The sequence below is a fragment of the Lactiplantibacillus paraplantarum genome (assembly GCF_003641145.1).
Lineage (GTDB): Bacteria > Bacillota > Bacilli > Lactobacillales > Lactobacillaceae > Lactiplantibacillus > Lactiplantibacillus paraplantarum.
In genome coordinates this window covers 2,536,320-2,555,327 of record NZ_CP032744.1, presented here as the reverse complement: position 1 = coordinate 2,555,327, position 19,008 = coordinate 2,536,320, and the positions used below count along the sequence as shown (strand labels likewise).

Below are 19,008 nucleotides of genomic sequence, written 5' to 3'. Positions count from 1 at the left end.
CGCCTCCGATTACGATCAGAGGTTCCCGCAAAGTAACTTAATGAAATTTAACAAACAGCAGTGGAGTTGGATCTTTTATGATTGGGCCAACTCGGGCTACGGGATTATTGTTACAACGGCAGTGCTCCCCGTTTACTTTAAGGCGGTTGCTCAGAGTAACGGCGTGACATCAGCCAATGCAACGGCTTACTGGGGTTATGCCAATAGTATTGGCACCTTACTAGTTTCAATTTTGGCACCGGTCTTAGGTGCACTAGCAGATTATCCGCATGCTAAAAAACGAATGCTTAATATTTTTGCGGCACTCGGAATGGTGATGACACTTGGCCTGAGTGTTGCGCCGACCAGTGCTTGGAAGTGGCTGTTAGGTATTTATATTTTATCGATTATCGGCTATTCTGGTGGTAATTTATTCTATGATAGTTTTTTGACGGACGTGGCGCCTGATGACCAGATGGACCGTTTGTCGTCATATGGTTATGGGTTTGGTTACCTCGGTGGTGTCTTGGCATTTATCTTATTCTTGGTCTTGCAATTAACTAGTGGTTTTGGCCAATTATCGAGTTACGGGGTCGCACGGTGGAGCTTTGTCTTAGCTGCCGCGTGGTGGATTATCTTCTATGTTCCTTTGTTGAAAAATGTTCACCAAAAGTACGCATTGGCACCTAGTACACATCCGGGGCGTTCAAGTTTTCAACGGGTATGGTCGACTTTGAAGCATATTCGTAATTATCGTGCTGCGGCCTGGTTTTTAGTAGCGTATTTCTTCTACATTGATGGGGTTGATACCATTTTTACAATGGCGACTTCGATTGGCATGGATATGGGGATTACGACCACCACGCTAATGATTGTGTTGTTGGTCGTCCAGCTAGTCGCGTTTCCGTTCTCGCTACTGTACGGATGGTTAGCGAATAAAACGTCGACTCGGACGGGAATCTTACTTGGAATCATCATTTATTTAGGGATTTGTTTGTATGCCTTACGATTGAACAGTACGACGGATTTTTGGATCTTAGCCATACTAGTCGGGACTAGTCAGGGTGGGATTCAAGCACTCAGTCGGTCGTATTTTGGTCGCTTGATTCCTAAGACTAGTGGGAGTGAGTTCTTTGGCTTTTACAACATTCTCGGTAAGTTTTCAGCCGTGATGGGCCCCGTTCTAGTTGGAATCGTGACTCAAATGACGGGTAAATCGACGATTGGTGCCGTTTCATTGAGCATTTTGTTCGTCGTCGGGTTAGTGATCTTCTTGGCATTGCCGCATTTGAATCAGACAAAGTCAGTTTAATTAAATACTAAGCAAAAATGACATTGAAACTTTTCAATGTCATTTTTTATACATAGTGCTTGTTTGAGTTTCCCAATGAGTCTGTAAAAGAATTTTGTGAATAAAAATAAGTCAAGCATACTGTTGGATTGGTGATCATATGATTATGGCTACTGTCTTTGTTGTAACTTTGGGTTATTGGTTGTGTTTACTTACGATTAGACTTTCACAATTTGAAAACTAAATAATACCTTCCTAGTGATTACAGTTATTTGTTTTTGACCTTAAAGACTGCCGCGTTAATTAACATGATGAGAGCTTGATTGTCGATAAGTTTGGGCTTGCTTAGTGCGAACGTTACGAATTGCAAATAACGTATTATCAATTCGCGGGTGATGATGTGCTTCTAAGGCGACAACTTCGTCAAGTAATTGATTGCCGGTTTGCCAGTCGCCAAAGTAGAGGGCCCAGATGCCCAACCAGAATTGCTGGCTCAAACGGCCATCCCAATTTAACTGATGACTGTCGATGGCAGCGAACTTTGTTTGCAGTTTTTTGGCCGATTGAAAATCATGAAAGTTCAATTCTCCTTGGAATAAAGAGCCATAAAAATCAAGTAAGTCATTGCTAACGTGAAAGGGATCACCCCAAGCCGTTTGATAACGGGCACAATTCACCTCCATATGAGTCGTTAGTGGCGCTAATGCGGCTAAGCCGTCGACGGTAGTAATGATTGGAATCAAGACGGGTACCAATTTTAGTTCCTGCAAGGTCCAAGTCTTGGCTTGACGAAGATGGTCAAAAGCAGGCTGAGTTGCGGTTGTGACGCCGATTGAACGATGGTCATAGGATAGCAACAAAATACTGGCGTAGCTGGCAATAAGTTGTTCGTAGGCGTGAGGACTGTGTTGATGGTTGCGAATCCAGGCTGCTAGGGCGGGGAAATTCTGTGTTTCGTAAGCGTGACGAATGGTCCAAAAGGCTTGGTCGTACGACGATGGCTGATAATTCTGGTGTATGAATCGTAACTCATCAGCTGAAATGGCCAAGTTATCCAGAATTGCAAAGAGCTTGCTAGCGCCAATATCGTTGGCGCCGCTTTCAAAGCGCGAGGCAAATGAACGTGAGATAATGCCGCTGTACACTTCTTTTTGGGTCAAGCCCTTCGTTAACCGAATCTGATGAATGGTTTCTCCGATTGTTGTCATCGCATTCTCCTTAATGTGGCATATATGCAACCTACTTACTAATTGTATCACGGTATTTGAGGGTAAGCTAAGGTCATTATCTTGATGGGAGATGGGTTAATGCGTGTTCTTTTAAAGAATCGGACACTTCAAACGATTGCTAGTGCGAACTTCTTTACAATGTTGGGTGTGAGCTTGTTCAATATCATTTTACTGACGTATGCTAAAGATTTTCATGATCCACATTGGTTTGTTTCGATAGTTTCAATTGTGACGGTCGTTCCTTACGTATTCGGGGGCTTGACAGGCCGATTAGCCGACCAGACACGTCGGAAGACTAACTGGCTGATTAGCACCAAGTTCATTCAGGCAGGGCTATATCTTGTGTTGGCCCTAATTATCAATCGACGAACTGCCAGTATCTTTTATACGGTCGTGGCGATCAACTTCATTTCAGATTTGCTGGGGCGCTACGGTGGCAACATCTTGACAATCGTTATTCAAGACCGAGTTGCGCCTGATGATCGCCAACAAGTGATGGGAATTAATACGAGTGTCAGTACGATCATTGAACCATTAGGGCAGACGTTAGGCGTACTAATTATTGCATGGTGGCAGAATTACGCGCTAGCCGGAGTCGTTAACGCGCTGACCTTTATTTTAGCGGCGGTTTGTTTATTGGTGGGGCGTTCAGCAATCCGCACGACACCCAAAGTGGCTGTTCAACCACGACATGATCGGGTCTGGCTCGTGATTCAACGGGTGATGATGACAACGACTGGGATGGGAGCGGTGAGTTATCTGGGAATTCTGATGATTTTAAACGTGGCGACGATGAGCAGTGATGCAATATTGAACTTGATGTTTATTGATTTGGCTCCCCGCATGCACGTGAGTTATTCAGCAGCGATTTTAATGGTCAACGTGGTTTTTGTTGCTGGAAGTGTGTTAGGTGGCATCACTAAAAATACTTGGTTTGATCGGTTCTCATTGTTTCAATTGTTGCTAGCGGCGATTTTAGCACCAATGGTAACGTATCTGATCTTATTGGCATTGCCACGGCTGCTCCTAATTCTTGGGGGCATGTTTGCGGTTGGGTTTATGAGCGGCAAACTAGATCCGAAGATGTTCGCCATTATGATGCCACAAATTGATCCACACTTAACGGGCACGGTCTTTGGAACCATCAGTTCGATTGTGACGTTGGCCGCACCAGTTGGTAGCGTTGGTATCGTCTTACTATATAACTTAGTTGGTGCAACGGCGGCGTGTTCACTAGTGATTGGTATGAGTGCGCTGGCGTTGATTTGGGCAGTGATGGTGCATCAGGGTGATAGCATGCCTTTGAATAAAAATATTTAAAAAATACACAAAATTGATGTATGGATATAGGCGAAGGGTGAGACTGCTCATTAAGGAAATAGTATTCTAAAATGCTTTTTGAGTAGCGTTTGAAATATAAGCATGTTTCTTTAAATGATTAGTCCGTTAATGTTCAGGTCAAAGTATTTAGAGATAGTGCCAAATTTTATTGATGTGGTAACTCGGGTAGAACGTGGTTCGTTGCATTCTATCTTCCTAACATCAGCTTAGTAAAAAAAGCGTGTCCAACACTAAGTCAGTAGTTAACTGGCTTGGTGTTGGACACGCTTTTGATTAAATGTTCAACTAAGACCGTTGTGATGGATTAGGTGAGTTCGAAGTGCATTAGTTAACTGCGAAACAGCGCCAAATGCGCCTTCAAGTACTTGCCCGTCACGCTAGCCGGATTTTCGCTAACAACCTGTGGGGTACCAGTGGCGACAATGTTACCACCGTTGATACCGCCAGCTGGTCCCATGTCAATAACGTAATCGGCGTTGGCGATAACGTCGAGGTCGTGTTCGATAGCAATAACCGTTGCGCCCTGCTGAATCAGCTGGTCGAAGACTTTGACGAGTTGTTGAATGTCGAGCGGGTGTAAACCGACTGAGGGTTCATCGAATACAAAGAGCGTTCCCGTTTGGCGTTTGCCGATGCGGGAGGTGAGTTTCAAGCGCTGAGCTTCACCACCAGAGAGTGCCGGTGTACTTTCGCCTAACAACAAGTAGCCTAGCCCCATATCATGCAAAATCTGGAGCGTATTAGCGATGGCGGCTTGATCTTTAAAAATCGGTAGTGCTTCGTCAACCGCGAGATCTAAAATATCCGCAATCGAATAACCATGCCATTTAACGGTCAGGGTCTGCTGATTGTAGCGTTTGCCGTGACATTGTGGGCAGACTTCGGTGATGTCTGGCAAGTATTGCACATCTAATGAGATTTGGCCCGTACCACCACAAGTTGGGCAAGCTCCCGCAGCGACATTGTATGAAAATTGGCTAGCGGTCCAACCGTGTGCTTGTGCTACTGGGGTGGCGGCGAATAATTGGCGTAGGTGGTCGAGAATATTAGTATAAGTGGCGACCGTTGACCGTACATTCTTGCCGACGGGGACCGAATCGACGGTAACGACATGCCGAATGTGGCCGTTGTCGAAGGTCTTAACGTGAGTTGGTAGCGGTCGCTTTTTGGCTGTGGCTTGCAGTGCCGGAATCAAACTATCCAGTATGAGAGTCGTTTTACCAGCACCACTCATACCCGTGACGGTCGTGAAACGGTTCTTGGGGATGTGTGCCGTAATATCTTGAATATTAAAATGATGGGCGACTTCAATGGCGAGGGCGCCTTTTTGCCAGAGCGCATCGTCTGTCAGCACGGGACGCTCACGCAGCGGGGCAGTACCGGTGAGAAATGGGGCAATCAAGGAGTTTTTATCCTGCTTGATTGCCGCGACAGTTCCTTGGCCAACAACGGTACCACCGTGTTTGCCAGCCCCCGGGCCAATTTCAATCACATCGTCGGCTGCACTGATAATGCTAGTGTCGTGGTCAACCACGACGACGGAATTACCCTGAGCGACTAGTCCGCGGAAAGCTTTAATTAAGCCCGCCACGTTAGCGGGGTGCAGTCCCACGGAAGGTTCATCTAAAACGTATAGCACACCAGTCGTGGCACTTCGCAAGGTGCGTCCAAGTTGAATGCGTTGTAATTCACCGGTTGACAGGGTCGCACCGGGACGACTGAGCGTGAGGTAATCGAGACCAAGTTCTTCCATGGGCTGCAGACTGAATAACAGTTCATCGACTAGTGATTGCCCAAGATGGTGCATTTTAGTAGGGAGCCACGGGACAATCGTGGCCGCAAAGTCATGTAAGTTAGCGACGGTCATATCGCTAACCGTTGCAATATTTTGGCCATTCAATTCGTAGTTAAGCAATTGCGGATTGAAGCGCGACCCGTGGCAGTCTGGACAAGTATCAAATTTATAAAAGCGATTCAGCCGAGTAATGGCCCGTTCATTTTTAGTTGTTGCCATGCTATCTTCAACGGCGGCAAAGGCATTCTCATAAACCGCGTTATCCATGTGAAAGATCTTGCCCTTAGAACTCGGAATGTTAATGGCGACGGTTTGTTTTGGGCCGTGTAGTACGCGCTGCTTATCAGCTGCACTAAGGTCTTTATACGGAATGTCAATAGGAATACCAATCTCACGCGCGACGATGGGCATAAAGTTACGACCAGGAAGGTGCCAAGATGCGACAGCACCTTGTTCAATCGTCTGGTCTTCGTCGGCGATAATGAGCGTTGGGTCAATTTGGCGGACCTGGCCTAAGCCACCACAAGTTGGGCAGGCCCCGGCAGAGTTAAAAGCAAAATCTTCTGCGCCGGGTGCTCTGAATTCAACGCCACAAGTCGGACAAGTCACGTACCCGTCGTTTTCAGCCACATCGAGTGTTGGCGACATACGGTGACCATTGGGGCAAACTGCCGAACTGAGTCGCGAAAAGGCCAGTCGTAAGATGTTCAGGCTTTCCGACATCGTGCCGACGGTCGAACGGACACCTGGTACTTGTGGTCGTTGCCGGAGCGCGAGGGCGGATGGTAAGTATTGCACTGAATCAACGCTAGCCTTGCCGACCTGATTGATTCGTCGGCGGGTAAAGGTGGACAGTGCGTTTAAGTAACGCCGAGCTCCCTCCGCATACAGGACGCCCATTGCGAGCGATGATTTACCAGACCCACTACGACCGGTAATTGCAACGAATTCGTTAAGTGGAATATCGATATTTAAGTCTTTTAAGTTATTAACGTGTGCGCCCCGCACTTGAATGTGGGTCGGCAACGTGGTTTGTGGCATGGCTAAAACCCCTTTCGTGTCATCTTCTATGCTACAACAAAAAGGTGCCATTGCCTAAAAAAGCGGTGGCAGTATCTCGCGCCCAACGACTGAGTGAGTATGATAAACTAGGGCTAACGATTATTGGAGGGGGAGACGATGAGATGCAAAAGAAACGACGATTGAGTTGGCTGAGCGTGCTTGGGCTCTTAGCGGGATTTTGCTTGTGGTTTAGCTTATCAATGCAAGCGGCGGCCGATTATGATATCGATCAATACCGAGTAAATGTGGACATTCAACGTGATGGTAGCGCCAATGTGACGCAAGCAATGACCTATCAATTTGATGATGATTATCACGGGGTATTTAATGTTCAAGATTTGAAGGGGATTCGGGGGGCTCAGTTAGAAAGCGTCACAACGCAACTTAACAGTGGCCCAACGACGATTGCAACGGCAGGCAACACTGAGGCAAACAATACGTATCAATTAACGCAAAATGCTGATCGAATGCGCGTCAAGCTTTATCGACAAGTTCAAGATGATGATGAATTAAGGGTTGTTTATCGGTATCGACTGCAAGGTGTTGTGACTAACTACGCCGATACGGCCGAGCTTAATTGGAAAGTCATCGGTAGTGGTTGGGATGTTGCGTTAGACAACGTAAAAATTGTGATTCAACTACCAGCTAAAAATGTGAGCGCATTACAAGCTTGGACGCACGGTCCGTTGAGTGGCCAGACGAAGGTTGATCGGGCAGCTGGACGGGTCACAATGACGTTGGGGCATAATCCGGCGAACCAGTTTGTGGAAAGTCACTTACTGTTTCCAACGACGGTCACAGCTACGAATACGCGTACGAGTACGGTAAAACGGAAGGCAACGGTCCAAAAACAAGAAGCTAAGTTAGCGCAGGCGGCCAATGAAAAGCGACGTCACAATCAATTATTGCGTCGCGGGTTGTTTGGGGTTGCCGTAGTTGTTTGGTTGCTGGTCATGATTGGCTATGCTTGGTGGTTAGCACGGCATCCGGCCAAGCGACATCAACAGCCGATTCCCATTAACCATTCGTTTGATGTACCACCAGTAGCGCCGGCAGTCGCAGAATCGTTATGGGCGCAGAAGTCGCCGAATACGGATGCTTTAACGGCCGAAATTTTGCGGGCAGCTGCGAATCAAGAATTAACTATTGAGACGGTTGCTGGTAAACGAAAGCCAGATGTGCGGTTAACTCAGCTGAAACCAGTGACTAATTCATTTTTGGCGCACTGCTTTGATAAGGTGGCTGTCGATGGGCAGTTTCTGTTAACTGACCTTAAAAAATATGGCAAGCGTGATAAAGCAGGGCGGCTAGGTAAATGGTTCAGCAAGTGGCAGACCGAGGTTGACCAAGATGTCGCAGTCTATCAAGATGAAGCTAATTACCGGCTGCGTAATCAATGGCTGATGGCGGCGAATATCGTAAGTATTATGGGCGTCATTGCCACGGGTGCTGGTCTATTAGTTAGTTCGAAGGCTGTGATCCTGATGGCGGTTCCAGCGGTGGTGGCCGCGGTGGTTTTCTGGATCGGCTGGTTGATTCAACGGCGGCGGATTGCCATCAATACTGACGAAGGCTTGGAATTACGTAATCAGATCAATGGACTACGCCGCATGCTTAAGGATATTGGGCACTTTAATACGGCCCAAGTCGGTGATTTGATTTTATGGGAGCAAATTCTACCTTATGCTGCAGCGTTTGGACTGGCTGATCAAGTCACCAAGCAGTTGGCAATCGACTTTGGTACGGAAGCCCTGGCAACTGGGATGCTTGTCTATTACCCGCTCTTTTATGCGAATGGCGGCCTCGACTTTGATTTGTCTGGGGCAATCAACGATAGTTTCAGCGGTGCGTTGGATGCTTCAGGTAGCGCCAGTTCTTCATCCGGTAGTTCCGGCGGCTTCTCAGGTGGTAGTTCCGGCGGTTTCGGTGGCGGATCTGGTGGTGGTGCCTTTTAAGTGGTGTCATAAAAGGCTTGTACTTTAGTAGAATTATCGGTAGGCTAGGGGTAGTAAAGGCTTACATGAAATGGATGATTAGTAATGACAATTAAATTGATTGCAGCAGATATGGATGGGACCTTCTTAGATAATCATGGTGAATATGATCAAGTCCGCTTTGCAAAGGATTATGCAGCGCTAGCACGGCGCGGCATTCAGTTCGTGATTGCAAGTGGTCACCAGGCGATTGAATTAGCGACAACGTTTACAGACTATCCCGAAATGTGGTTGATTGGTGGCAATGGTGCAGAGTTGTGGCAACGTGCAGTGGGGTTGACCGCGACAACGTTTAGCCCCGCAGCGACGCGACAAGTACTAGCGGCGTTAGCACCGTATCCTGAATTACAAATCGCACTGTGTGGTACACATAAAGTCCATGTATTAACGCATGCCAATCCACAATTTGTTGCTAATATGCGGGACTATTACTATCAATTAGAGACGTGTGCGGATTTGACTATGATTACTGATCCGGTCGTTAAGTTTGATATTATCTGTCCACCAGCGATGACCGACCAATTAGTATATGAACTGACACCTAAATTAGCGGGAATCGCGGTTCCCGCTTCGGGCGGTCAGGGAAGTATGGACTTGATTCAACCAGGCATGCATAAAGGGCGTGCACTTAAGCAATTGGGGGAACAGTTAGGAATTAGTGCCGATGAGATGCTAGTCTTTGGTGATGGTACTAATGATCTTGAGATGTTTCACTATGCAACGCATGCGGTCGCGATGCAAAATGCCCCGGCTAACGTACAAGCTAACGCAACGGCGATAACTGGGACCAATGCTGATAATGGCGTTTTAGCTTATATTGAGCAACATGTTTTGGCATAACTGATGGGTTGGGGCTGGCACGAGTGAGACATAGGGCTGGTACAACGGGCTGATTAGTTAAGCGCATCGTTAGTTCGTATTGGTATTAATGAAAGTAGCGGTGATGGTAGCTTGCTTATGAAAATGATGAACCGTTTTCAGAAAGCGAGCTATGGTTTTGATTGCCAAACTGGTTAAAAGCATGCTAGAATTGAACTTATATAATTAACGACGCAGAGGTCTGGAAGGTTTGCTTAATTCCGACCTCTTTTCTATCGGACAATTTCACTTAAAAAAGAAGAGGTAATGCAATGCTCACCGTAAATAATGTTAGTATGCAGTTTTCAACACGTAAGCTTTATGAAGATGTCAATTTAAAATTCACGCCGGGAAACTGTTACGGCGTTATCGGAGCCAATGGTGCTGGTAAGTCGACGTTCTTAAAAATCTTGGAGGGTAAGTTACAGCCAACGTCCGGGACGGTCTCGATGGGGCCTAACGAGCGGATGTCTAGCTTGAATCAAAATCACTTTGCTTTCGAAGATGAAGAAGTGTTAGCAACTGTTATTCGTGGTCACGAAAAGTTGTATGAAATCATGACTGAAAAAGATGCGCTGTATGCCAAGCCTGATTTTAGCGATGAAGATGGGATTCGGGCCGCTGAATTAGAAGGCGAATTTGCCGAAATGGATGGCTGGAACGCGGAGTCGGAAGCGGACCAGTTGTTACAAAATTTAGGTATCGACGAATCAATGCAACACATGAAAATGAGTGAATTAACGGAACCCCAAAAAGTGAAAGTCTTATTAGGCCAAGCGCTCTTTGGTAGCCCTGATGTACTATTACTGGATGAACCGACGAACGGGTTGGACGTCCAATCAATTAGCTGGTTGGAAGACTTTTTGGCTGGTTACGAAAAGACAGTCATTGTCGTTTCTCATGACCGGCATTTTCTAAATCAAGTTTGTACCCACATGTGTGATGTTGACTTTGGCAAGATTACACTATTTGTTGGGAATTATGATTTTTGGATGGAATCTAGCCAGTTAGCGGCCAAGTTGCAAGCGAATGCCAATGCCAAGAAAGCTGACCAAATCAAAGAGTTGCAAGAATTCGTGGCGCGATTTAGTGCCAATGCTTCGAAATCTAAGCAAGCCACCTCACGGAAGAAACAATTGGAGAAAATTACGTTGGATGATATCAAACCATCATCACGTAAATATCCGTTCATTAAGTTCACGCCAGACCGTGAAATCGGTAATGACCTTGTGAAGGTCGAGAACGTTTCCAAGTCGATTGAAGGCGTTAAGATTCTTGATAACATTAGCTTTACGCTGCGTCCCAATGAAAAAACGGCGTTGATCAGCCGTAACGATTTGGCAACGACAACGCTGATGCAAATTATTGCTGGGTCGATGGCGCCAGATAGTGGTACGGTGACCTGGGGACAAACGACTTCGCGGACTTATTTGCCTAAAGATATTAATGAAAAATACGCGGGTAGTGAATTGCCAATTATTGATTGGTTACGCCAGTTTGCATCGAAAGAAGAAAGTGACAATACTTTCTTGCGAGGTTTCCTGGGTAAAATGTTGTTCTCTGGTAGCGATGTTGAACGACCAGTGAATGTGCTATCTGGTGGTGAAAAAGTACGGGGAATGTTATCAAAGATGATGCTTAGTCGGGCTAACGTCTTATTATTAGATGATCCGACCAACCATTTGGACTTGGAATCCATTACCGCACTGAATGATAGTTTGATTGATTTTAAAGGCGCCATCGTCTTTACTTCTCATGACCATGAATTTATTCAAACGATTGCCGACCACATTGTCGAAGTGAGTGCAAAAGGCGTGGTTGATCGTGGTGATACGACTTATGATGAATACTTGGCCCATGAAGCAACACAGGGCCGGGTGCAAGATCTTTACTAGTTAGTCGCTGAACCACGCGTTGTGCTAGTTACTGTTTGGGATGAATCATGATTAAAGCGTGCTGGTTAGGTGGTTTGTTGTTCGTCAGCACGTGTGCGTCCTATGCCGACCTCCGGGGCTGGGTGCCAATTGCTGGAACGCAGCCGACGTCGATTTGAGCTAACGCCCAACCCGCGTCATCTCAAATACGAGTCTTATTCTAAGCCGGAAGCAGTTCGCTTCCAGCTAAGAATAATTTGGCTACTGAGCATTGTCACCCAGCCCCTCCGGTCTAAAAGCCTGTGAGGGGCCACGGGTTGAAGCCGAGCATTGCCTGACCAACGGATTAATGGTCTTGGCATTAGTCCATTGGCGTAGCAAGCACAGGTTTCAGTGGCACCGAACACGTTTCAGAAAACCACTCGAATGGCGGATGAATGGCCACCGAACTTGATACAATTGCTCGTTGTATATTCCGATATTGGAACTTCAATTAAACACTAAGTTATCATTGACTATTTTTTAATACTAGTATTGTGATTTAGAATCAGACAAACTATCACAATAGCATTATCAGTCTGACAGTTGAATGACAAAATTACTGATCGTGAAAAGCAACGACTAGTTCATCAAAAAATTGGGTACGTCTATGTCAGCCATTCGAATACCATCCCGACTGGAAGGCGTTTCGGCCAATGCTCAGCGGTTCCAGAGTGTGAGGTTCAGACGGGGTGAGACTGAGGATTAGCCTAGCTAGGGCGTTAAGCGGTGAATTTCCGCTTGGCGGCATAGCGTAGCTAACCGGAAGTCTCAGTCTGACCCGAACACGTTTCGACAATATTGCATTGGGCGTGGAAGACCAGTATTTAAGACGTGGTCTTCGGCTTAAATCTGTGTCCACCGCGTTCCAGCAATTGGCAGAAATGCCTGGAAGTCGGCGTAGGACGAACTAACTAAGCAAGTTTACGCTACCTCGAACTGTTTCCAGCGGGCCTAAGCTGGCTGCTTTTGACCTTAACTGTTTGGCACGTTTTAATCATGATTCATGACAAATTAACTAGTACAATGCGTCGCTGAACCATATAAATATAAACAAAATCACGTGTGAGCGTCCCCCAATCTGGTATGATTAATGCATATCAGATTGGGGGATTTTTTTATGACGCCGGAAACCGAACAATTATTACGACGCTGGTACATGGGGCAGCTTATCGTGTTATTTGGCGCGGCCTTTATTCAACTATTTACGTTTGATGGTGGTGTGTTCTTCCCCGTTGGTGGTATGCAGTTGCTGATATGGGGACTGTTAGCTTGGTGGCCAGCTGCCGAGGAGGACCAAGCACAGTGGCGGCGCTTGCGACATGTTAATTATTACGTCCAAACAGTACTGCAGTTCACACTCTTGCCGATTTTGCTGGCGAACCTTGTGGCTTGGTTAAGTCAGCTGTCATGGTTAGACGAACAGGGACTGATTGCTGTGGGGATGGCTTATTTAATGGTCGCATTCGTGCCGGTGGCAGTGGTGGTCACTAAACCGATCGAATCTGTGATTGGCCGGATTGTGGTCCTAATTACGGCTATTTTTAGTGGCGTCGTCAGTGCGCAGCAGACTTTTCTGATTTTACCGAATCTGCAAGCACCATCAGTGTTTGAGATGGTCAGTGATACTGGTATTTTAGGCGCCCTGGGCTTTGTGATTGCCGTTGGGGTCTTACTGCGGGGATGGGGATTGATGGGCCCATCGTGGCGGTTTAATCGTCAGACTCAAACCAGTTTAGTGGTTGGGCTGATCGTGGTGGGGACGGCTTTTAGTCTATGGAATGCCTTTAGTGCGGGTAGTTCGTGGGCGACGACGTTCACACATTGGGACTTCCAGCTACGGTCAGCAACTTGGAAAATGTTTTTGAGTGGTTTAGAACCGGGGATCGCGGAGGAATGGTTGTATCGTTTTGCCGTTTTGACCTTGTTATTACAAGCTTTTCAGCATCGGCGTCACCAACTCGACTGGGCAGTGTGGCTAAGCGGTGGCCTATTTGGAATGTGGCATATTACAAACGTTTTTGCGGGCCAACCTTTGTCAGCCACGGTTGAGCAAATCATTTTTGCAGCGACGCTAGGCTGGTTTTTAGCCTCGACGTACCTGTACTCAGGTAGTATCTTGCTGCCGATGGTGATCCATGCCGCCATTGATATTTTGAGCATGATGGCATCGGGTAGCCAGACGATGGTTAAGCCGGATGCGTTCGAATGGCAAACAATCGGTGCTACCGTCATTATTTTTGTTGGCATAACGATTTATTTCTTGACCGGTTCCCGGCGACAAGTTATTCAAGCACATGTCAATCAACGGCTTTTAGCTCAATAAAGACCGACTGTTAAGGTCATAGTGGGCGACTTTGTTCGTTAAAGATAAACTGGGTGTCCGTAGTCAGGGACGATTAAGCAATACCAAGCTAACTTTTAGTTGGTTTAGACCAGTTGTAACATTTTTGTAATCTTCGTGTTATCTAAACGCAATGCTGGCTCGCTATACTAAAAACAGAGTTATGGGATTAATACATACGCTTTGTCAGCGGATTTAGGTTGGGAGCCGGATCGATTTACTTTGTCAGGACATTGTTAATAAGCAATTATTGATAGTGATAAGTAGCTCAGTTAGCTGAATCATAACGTTTGACAATCATTTATACCTCTCGGGATGGGCTGGGTCCATGACGAGGCACATACACAATGGCAAGCTTGGGGTTTGCAAGTCGATCAGATAAGGGACGGTTGGTTACCGGCCCTTTTATTATGGTTAAAATTTGTGAAATCAAGATTTAGGAGACTGAAATGAAAGCGCTACACAAAACGTTATCAACGATGCTGCAAGCAGATTTGATCCAGATTACGCATGTCTCATTCAATCAGATGTATACCGGTTATAGTCGCTACTACGGCACTGTGATTTTTGTTAAGGTTTTTGGTCCGGACCGCGAACGTAAATTTAGAACTGAGCAGCAAGTGACAGCGCAACTAATGAACCGGGTCTTAGCCAGTTTTCAATTAGCAAGTCACGAGTGGGTATTGGTGTTGCGGGATTGGCAACTAACCCCTGTACAAACAGCTTTGACTCCGATGCTCGTTTACCAAATGGGTCAGGTCGTCGCTCAATTTCATCATACAGTTCAGCTTCCGACAACCCCAGATTTAATGCCTGTTCTGGATTTTGATGGGATGGTGGCGCGGGTCGAACGGTTAAAGACTAGTCCCTATTATGGTAAGCTGGTGTCCGCATTACAATACTTTCTCGACCACCGGATGATGATTAGAACCGCATTAGCACAGCAACCAGTCGTGACACTGCATGGAGACATGGGCACTCGTAATTTTCGCTACCATCATGGTCAGCTAGTCCTGATTGATTTTGAACGGGCTCGCCGTGGTTATGTCCTCGAGGACTGTTTTAAATTCTTTTTTGAGGATCTTCAACAATCTTCAACGTTGATTCAAGCTTTTGGGGCTGGTTATGGGACAGACTTACAAATACCACCATTAGTGATACAGTGGTTATTGTTGCAATGTAGCACTGGCATATTTACGTACGTGAATCAGATTGCCGACGATCGGTTTGAAGCGGTAGGAACTGCGATGCTGGCACAGGTGACCTTGCCAAATCATTGAGAGTGGAACGAAATAATTTACATTTGTCAGTAGATTATTATAATTAACGAATCAATAATAATTTGGAGATGGCAATTTGACTCAGTTTGAAACGGAACGGTTGATATTACGACCAATGACAACGGCGGATCATGATGCGTTAGCGGACATGATTTTTGATCCGCAGGTTGTCGCTTATTTACGTTACCGACGGGTTCAGAGTCCGGAAGCGTTCGAGCAACTGTTTACGACGCACTTTTTGGCAGACACGACCACTGTTTTTGGCATTGAACGCCGACGTGATCATCAACTGATTGGATTTTATGAGTTTCATGGTAGTGGTGCGACCGGTGAATTGACGTACGCTTTAAGCCCAGCTGCGTGGGGGCACGGCTACGTTGCGGAAGCCGGCAATTGCTTGATGCATTATGGGTTCGAAACGCTGAACTATGAGACCATCGAGGCCCACTATGCGAGTGCCAACCCTAATTCTGGCCGGGTGATGGCTAAGATGGGCATGCAAGCGGCTGGAGAACTGCACACGTTTACCAGTGATAAAGGTGAAGTGATCCACGTCATGCGGTACTTACTGACCAAAGCAACCTGGCGCCAACTTAGTGCTTGACTTGAAACGCGTTTCAGCAACTATACTAAATTTGTTGCGACAGCTTGCAACACACGCTTAAGACTTATGACCACCATTCTTTCAGCCAGAATGATGGTTTTTTGGCTGTCGTTGTCCCCAGGTGAGCTAAAGTCAAGGACGGCTAGCTTCGGTCCGCTGGAAAAGGGGCCGGTTAATGTAAGTTTATATGTCCACGAATTTGATTGTTGTTAGGGCGGGTTTTCGATATAGTAGACCTATGAATTGAGAGGGTGTGATCAAATGACGGCAACAATTACAATTCGACCGCTTCAGCGCGCAGAATTAACGACGTTATGGCAACTAGGTTTCAGTAATCCAGATGCGGAGTGGACGCGCTGGAATGGACCGTATTTTCATGACCAACTACCGACTCAAACGGACTTTGAGACGATTATTGGCCCCCGTGATTGGTTGATTCAACCGCGTAACTGGGTCATCACACGGGATGGCGGGATTGTCGGCAGTGTTAATTGGCACTTTGTGGATGGGCCACTAAAGCGTTGGTTAGAGGTGGGCATTATCATTTATGATCAGGCGCATTGGGGTGAACATATTGGTCGGATTGCGTTGACTAAATGGTTGACTCACTTATTCCAAGAAGAGACGACCTTACCGCACATTGGGTTAACAACTTGGTCGGGGAATACACGAATGATGCACTTAGCTGAAGCGGTAGGCTTAAAACAGGAGGCCCGGATTCCACAAGTCCGCTACTGGCAAGGCCAGTATTATGATTCGGTTAAGTATGGCATTCTAAGGTCTGACTGGCACCCACAAAAAGATTAAAAGAAAACGTTTGTTCCCCTCGTGAAAGTACGGTATGATAGAACTGTACTTAAAAAAGACGGGGTGGAAGAGAATCATGGTGAAATTAATGCGACGCGTTGGCATAGCGGGTCTCTTAAGCTTGAGCTTATTATTGGGCGGCTGTAGCTTGTTAACATCTGGTACGGATACGACGAGTTCAACGACTAGTCAGCAGTCCGAATCCAGTAGTCAAACGACCAGCACGACTGGTAATACGCAACAGACGTATCAGCAACTGGCTAAGATGACTTATCAATCGGGTAGTGCGGCAGCGATTAAGGTCAATAGTGGTAAGAGTACGTTGGCGGCGAGTCAGTGGAAAAATTCGAAGATCGATTATGGTAATTTAGATTCACTGAATCGCACAACCACGGACACGGCTTATTTGAGTAAGGCTAATTTGGGACGGTCTGAAGGACGAACGGCACAAACTTGGAGTCCAACTGGCTGGCATAACCAACCAATCACGGTCAACGGTAAGCGGGTCTATCCGCAAAATCGGGGGCATTTGATTGCGTACACGTTATCCTTTAACCTGACGTCTGACGGTAAATATCGAGCCGGTGAAGATGGTAGCTTGGATAACCCGAAGAACCTGGCAACGCAGACGGCCTACTCGAATCAGAAGACGATGCAGATTTATGAAGAGCAAGTACGTACGGCGTTAGAGCAAGGCAAGAAAGTTATTTATCGGGTGACGACGGTCTTTCGGGGCAATGAGTTAATGCCTCGGGGTTACTGGTCACAAGCAATTTCAACTGACGGTAGCGTCAATTTTAATGTCTACATTTGGAATGTTGAACCCGGCGTTAGCTTTGACTATGCGACTGGTCGCGGCAAAGCGGATTCAGCGATGCAGATCGCCGGGGCTGATAAAGTCAACAGTAGTCAGAATACGAGTGCGAGTCGCTATTCTCAATCGACGACGACTAGTAAGCAAGTTGAGCGTGAGTTGGTTAAGTATGGTTACAAATATGTGAAGAGAGCGCTGAATTAAGCGTCAGGACAGTGATAAAGCTTCGTATGACAGCTGTCACTCTTTGGGATTGCCGATAATCGATGCAACAGTTTATGCTAAATGTTCCGTTTTACGACAAAATTTTTAAACTAGGACTAGCAAAGTTAGGCTGAGCGATTATACTGTAGTTATTCGAGTTACTTAACCGCCGTTAATTTGCTGATGTTTCTGTCATTATTAACAAGTAGCGCGATGTCTTAGATCATGGGGCCTTCCCAAACACCTGTGATTTTCCATACAACGGCCCCGGCTCCCAACCGGGCGTTGCTATCAATCGTTTTGATTGCTAGTACTAATTACCCTTGGAAACGTCTGACTGCGTGGTCAGACGTTTTTTTTGACTAAAAATGCGACATATTTAATGATTTGTCGCGTTTGTCGACATAGCCGTTTTAGTTGTTGCAAACGAATACAAAAAGCTTTATCATTGATACATTCGAACATTAGAATATAAGAATATAGGAGGCTGCCAGCATGGTCAGTAGTGAGGAAGCACTGCAAGAATTTCGGGAAACAATTCCGATCTTTGAAGTCTTAGCGGATGAACGGCGTCAACAAATCATGATTGAACTCTCGCAACATGCGCAGGGAATGACCGTGGGTGAGTTGACTGAACGGATGCACATTTCGCAACCGGCTGTCTCGCATCAATTGAAGACGTTAAGGGAACGTCACTTTGTCGCTGTTGAACATCAGGGGACTCGGAACTATTACCGGGTGACGTTCGACGCGCCACTAACGCAAGTGGAGCATTTAATTCATACGCTCAAGGCTGATCTGGAATTGAAGCCGTACTTGCACTAACTGAATGAATACCAGCGATCGTTGCACGGGGATGCAGCGGTGTTTTTATGGCAACTATATTCTTCCATTCGAATATAAGAATTAAAAAACGGGGTGATGGTAATTTCAATTCGTACGGAGCTGGATTTACAGCGAGCGATGTACCAATTGTTGGAGCAACGTTCAATCTCACAGATTACGGTTGAGCAGATTTGTAAACAAGCATTTATACATCGCAGTAGTTTTTATCGGTACTATACCGATAAGTTTGATTTACTCAGGCAGATGGTGATGCATACACTTGACGAATTACTAGCAGCTGAACGGACGGATACAGTCGGCTCGGCAATCATGTCGACATTTATTGGGACGCACACGCAGGTGTTACGGCATTTATTAGTCACTAATAATGAGGGCGATAATACACGTTCACAACAAGTGATCAACGACTGTTTTGTCACGGTCGCGCAAACGGGTGCGGACGACCGGGTCTTTGCGATGATTCGACAGTCACAGCACCCGGATTTAACAGCTTACTTAGTCAGTGGTGTTGTGACCAGTATTGTGCAGTGGCTCAACAATGGTCATCGTGATGGTCAAGCGGCTAGTACGCAAGCAATGATTCAGGGGACGCTCGCGACGGTGTTTTCACTCGAGCAGCACACAGTTTAATTATTTGAAGGAAGGTT

15 protein-coding genes are annotated in these 19,008 nt (G+C 46.3%); 13 read left to right on the top strand and 2 right to left on the bottom strand.

What is annotated here, in order from left to right; all coding sequences use genetic code 11:
* Positions 1-40: 40 nt before the first annotated feature.
* The gene (locus LP667_RS12615) at positions 41-1,291 is read left to right on the top strand and encodes an MFS transporter (protein ID WP_056988581.1); all 1,251 of its coding nucleotides are present in this window, start codon (positions 41-43) and stop codon (positions 1,289-1,291) included.
* Between the two features lie 278 nt (positions 1,292-1,569).
* Here LP667_RS12615 and LP667_RS12610 read toward each other — a convergent pair whose 3' ends face one another.
* Positions 1,570-2,478, bottom strand: coding sequence for a helix-turn-helix domain-containing protein (locus tag LP667_RS12610; protein ID WP_021731811.1), 909 nt, complete (start codon positions 2,476-2,478; stop codon positions 1,570-1,572).
* Positions 2,479-2,577: 99 nt separating this feature from the next.
* Here LP667_RS12610 and LP667_RS12605 point away from each other — a divergent pair, with 99 nt between their 5' ends.
* A complete protein-coding gene (locus LP667_RS12605) occupies positions 2,578-3,819 on the top strand; it encodes an MFS transporter (protein WP_021731812.1) in 1,242 nt (413 codons plus the stop codon).
* Between the two features lie 349 nt (positions 3,820-4,168).
* On the opposite strand, the gene LP667_RS12600 is transcribed toward LP667_RS12605, so the two are convergent.
* Positions 4,169-6,676, bottom strand: coding sequence for an excinuclease ABC subunit UvrA (locus tag LP667_RS12600; RefSeq protein ID WP_021731813.1), 2,508 nt, complete (start codon positions 6,674-6,676; stop codon positions 4,169-4,171).
* Between the two features lie 143 nt (positions 6,677-6,819).
* Here LP667_RS12600 and LP667_RS12595 point away from each other — a divergent pair, with 143 nt between their 5' ends.
* The 11 genes from LP667_RS12595 to LP667_RS12540 all read left to right on the top strand — a co-directional run bounded on the left by LP667_RS12595 (position 6,820) and on the right by LP667_RS12540 (position 18,991).
* Positions 6,820-8,652, top strand: coding sequence for a DUF2207 domain-containing protein (locus LP667_RS12595; protein ID WP_033609497.1), 1,833 nt, complete (start codon positions 6,820-6,822; stop codon positions 8,650-8,652).
* 84 nt (positions 8,653-8,736) lie between these two features.
* Positions 8,737-9,531, top strand: coding sequence for a Cof-type HAD-IIB family hydrolase (locus LP667_RS12590; protein WP_021731815.1), 795 nt, complete (start codon positions 8,737-8,739; stop codon positions 9,529-9,531).
* A gap of 290 nt (positions 9,532-9,821) precedes the next feature.
* Complete coding sequence (locus LP667_RS12585; RefSeq protein WP_021731816.1) at positions 9,822-11,444, top strand: ABC-F family ATP-binding cassette domain-containing protein; 1,623 nt, start codon at positions 9,822-9,824, stop codon at positions 11,442-11,444.
* 564 nt (positions 11,445-12,008) lie between these two features.
* Positions 12,009-12,158, top strand: coding sequence for a hypothetical protein (locus LP667_RS16790; protein WP_162985031.1), 150 nt, complete (start codon positions 12,009-12,011; stop codon positions 12,156-12,158).
* Between the two features lie 424 nt (positions 12,159-12,582).
* The gene (locus LP667_RS12570; protein WP_056988539.1) at positions 12,583-13,788 is read left to right on the top strand and encodes a CPBP family intramembrane glutamic endopeptidase; all 1,206 of its coding nucleotides are present in this window, start codon (positions 12,583-12,585) and stop codon (positions 13,786-13,788) included.
* Positions 13,789-14,255: 467 nt separating this feature from the next.
* Positions 14,256-15,086, top strand: a complete 831-nt coding sequence (locus LP667_RS12565; protein WP_021731818.1) for a phosphotransferase — start codon at positions 14,256-14,258, stop codon at positions 15,084-15,086.
* A 76-nt stretch (positions 15,087-15,162) separates the two neighbouring features.
* Positions 15,163-15,690: a GNAT family N-acetyltransferase gene (locus tag LP667_RS12560; protein ID WP_021731819.1), complete on the top strand. Its 528-nt coding sequence runs from the start codon at positions 15,163-15,165 to the stop codon at positions 15,688-15,690.
* A gap of 261 nt (positions 15,691-15,951) precedes the next feature.
* On the top strand, positions 15,952-16,497 hold the full coding sequence (locus LP667_RS12555) for a GNAT family N-acetyltransferase (protein WP_021731820.1): 546 nt from the start codon (positions 15,952-15,954) through the stop codon (positions 16,495-16,497).
* Between the two features lie 76 nt (positions 16,498-16,573).
* Entirely contained in the window at positions 16,574-17,515 is a 942-nt protein-coding gene (locus LP667_RS12550) for a DNA/RNA non-specific endonuclease (protein WP_021731821.1), read from the top strand.
* Between the two features lie 495 nt (positions 17,516-18,010).
* A complete protein-coding gene (locus LP667_RS12545) occupies positions 18,011-18,340 on the top strand; it encodes an ArsR/SmtB family transcription factor (protein ID WP_021731823.1) in 330 nt (109 codons plus the stop codon).
* Between the two features lie 96 nt (positions 18,341-18,436).
* A complete protein-coding gene (locus LP667_RS12540; protein WP_021731824.1) occupies positions 18,437-18,991 on the top strand; it encodes a TetR/AcrR family transcriptional regulator in 555 nt (184 codons plus the stop codon).
* Positions 18,992-19,008 lie beyond the last annotated feature (17 nt).

What these genes read in the sequence shown, in the direction of transcription:
- LP667_RS12615 (WP_056988581.1), top strand. Translation starts at nt 41, where the DNA reads ATGAAATTTAACAAACAGCAGTGGAGTTGGATCTTTTATGATTGGGCC.
- LP667_RS12610 (WP_021731811.1), bottom strand. Translation starts at nt 2,478, where the DNA reads ATGACAACAATCGGAGAAACCATTCATCAGATTCGGTTAACGAAGGGC.
- LP667_RS12605 (WP_021731812.1), top strand. Translation starts at nt 2,578, where the DNA reads ATGCGTGTTCTTTTAAAGAATCGGACACTTCAAACGATTGCTAGTGCG.
- LP667_RS12600 (WP_021731813.1), bottom strand. Translation starts at nt 6,676, where the DNA reads ATGCCACAAACCACGTTGCCGACCCACATTCAAGTGCGGGGCGCACAC.
- LP667_RS12595 (WP_033609497.1), top strand. Translation starts at nt 6,820, where the DNA reads ATGCAAAAGAAACGACGATTGAGTTGGCTGAGCGTGCTTGGGCTCTTA.
- LP667_RS12590 (WP_021731815.1), top strand. Translation starts at nt 8,737, where the DNA reads ATGACAATTAAATTGATTGCAGCAGATATGGATGGGACCTTCTTAGAT.
- LP667_RS12585 (WP_021731816.1), top strand. Translation starts at nt 9,822, where the DNA reads ATGCTCACCGTAAATAATGTTAGTATGCAGTTTTCAACACGTAAGCTT.
- LP667_RS12570 (WP_056988539.1), top strand. Translation starts at nt 12,583, where the DNA reads ATGACGCCGGAAACCGAACAATTATTACGACGCTGGTACATGGGGCAG.
- LP667_RS12565 (WP_021731818.1), top strand. Translation starts at nt 14,256, where the DNA reads ATGAAAGCGCTACACAAAACGTTATCAACGATGCTGCAAGCAGATTTG.
- LP667_RS12555 (WP_021731820.1), top strand. Translation starts at nt 15,952, where the DNA reads ATGACGGCAACAATTACAATTCGACCGCTTCAGCGCGCAGAATTAACG.
- LP667_RS12550 (WP_021731821.1), top strand. Translation starts at nt 16,574, where the DNA reads ATGGTGAAATTAATGCGACGCGTTGGCATAGCGGGTCTCTTAAGCTTG.
- LP667_RS12545 (WP_021731823.1), top strand. Translation starts at nt 18,011, where the DNA reads ATGGTCAGTAGTGAGGAAGCACTGCAAGAATTTCGGGAAACAATTCCG.
- LP667_RS12540 (WP_021731824.1), top strand. Translation starts at nt 18,437, where the DNA reads ATGGTAATTTCAATTCGTACGGAGCTGGATTTACAGCGAGCGATGTAC.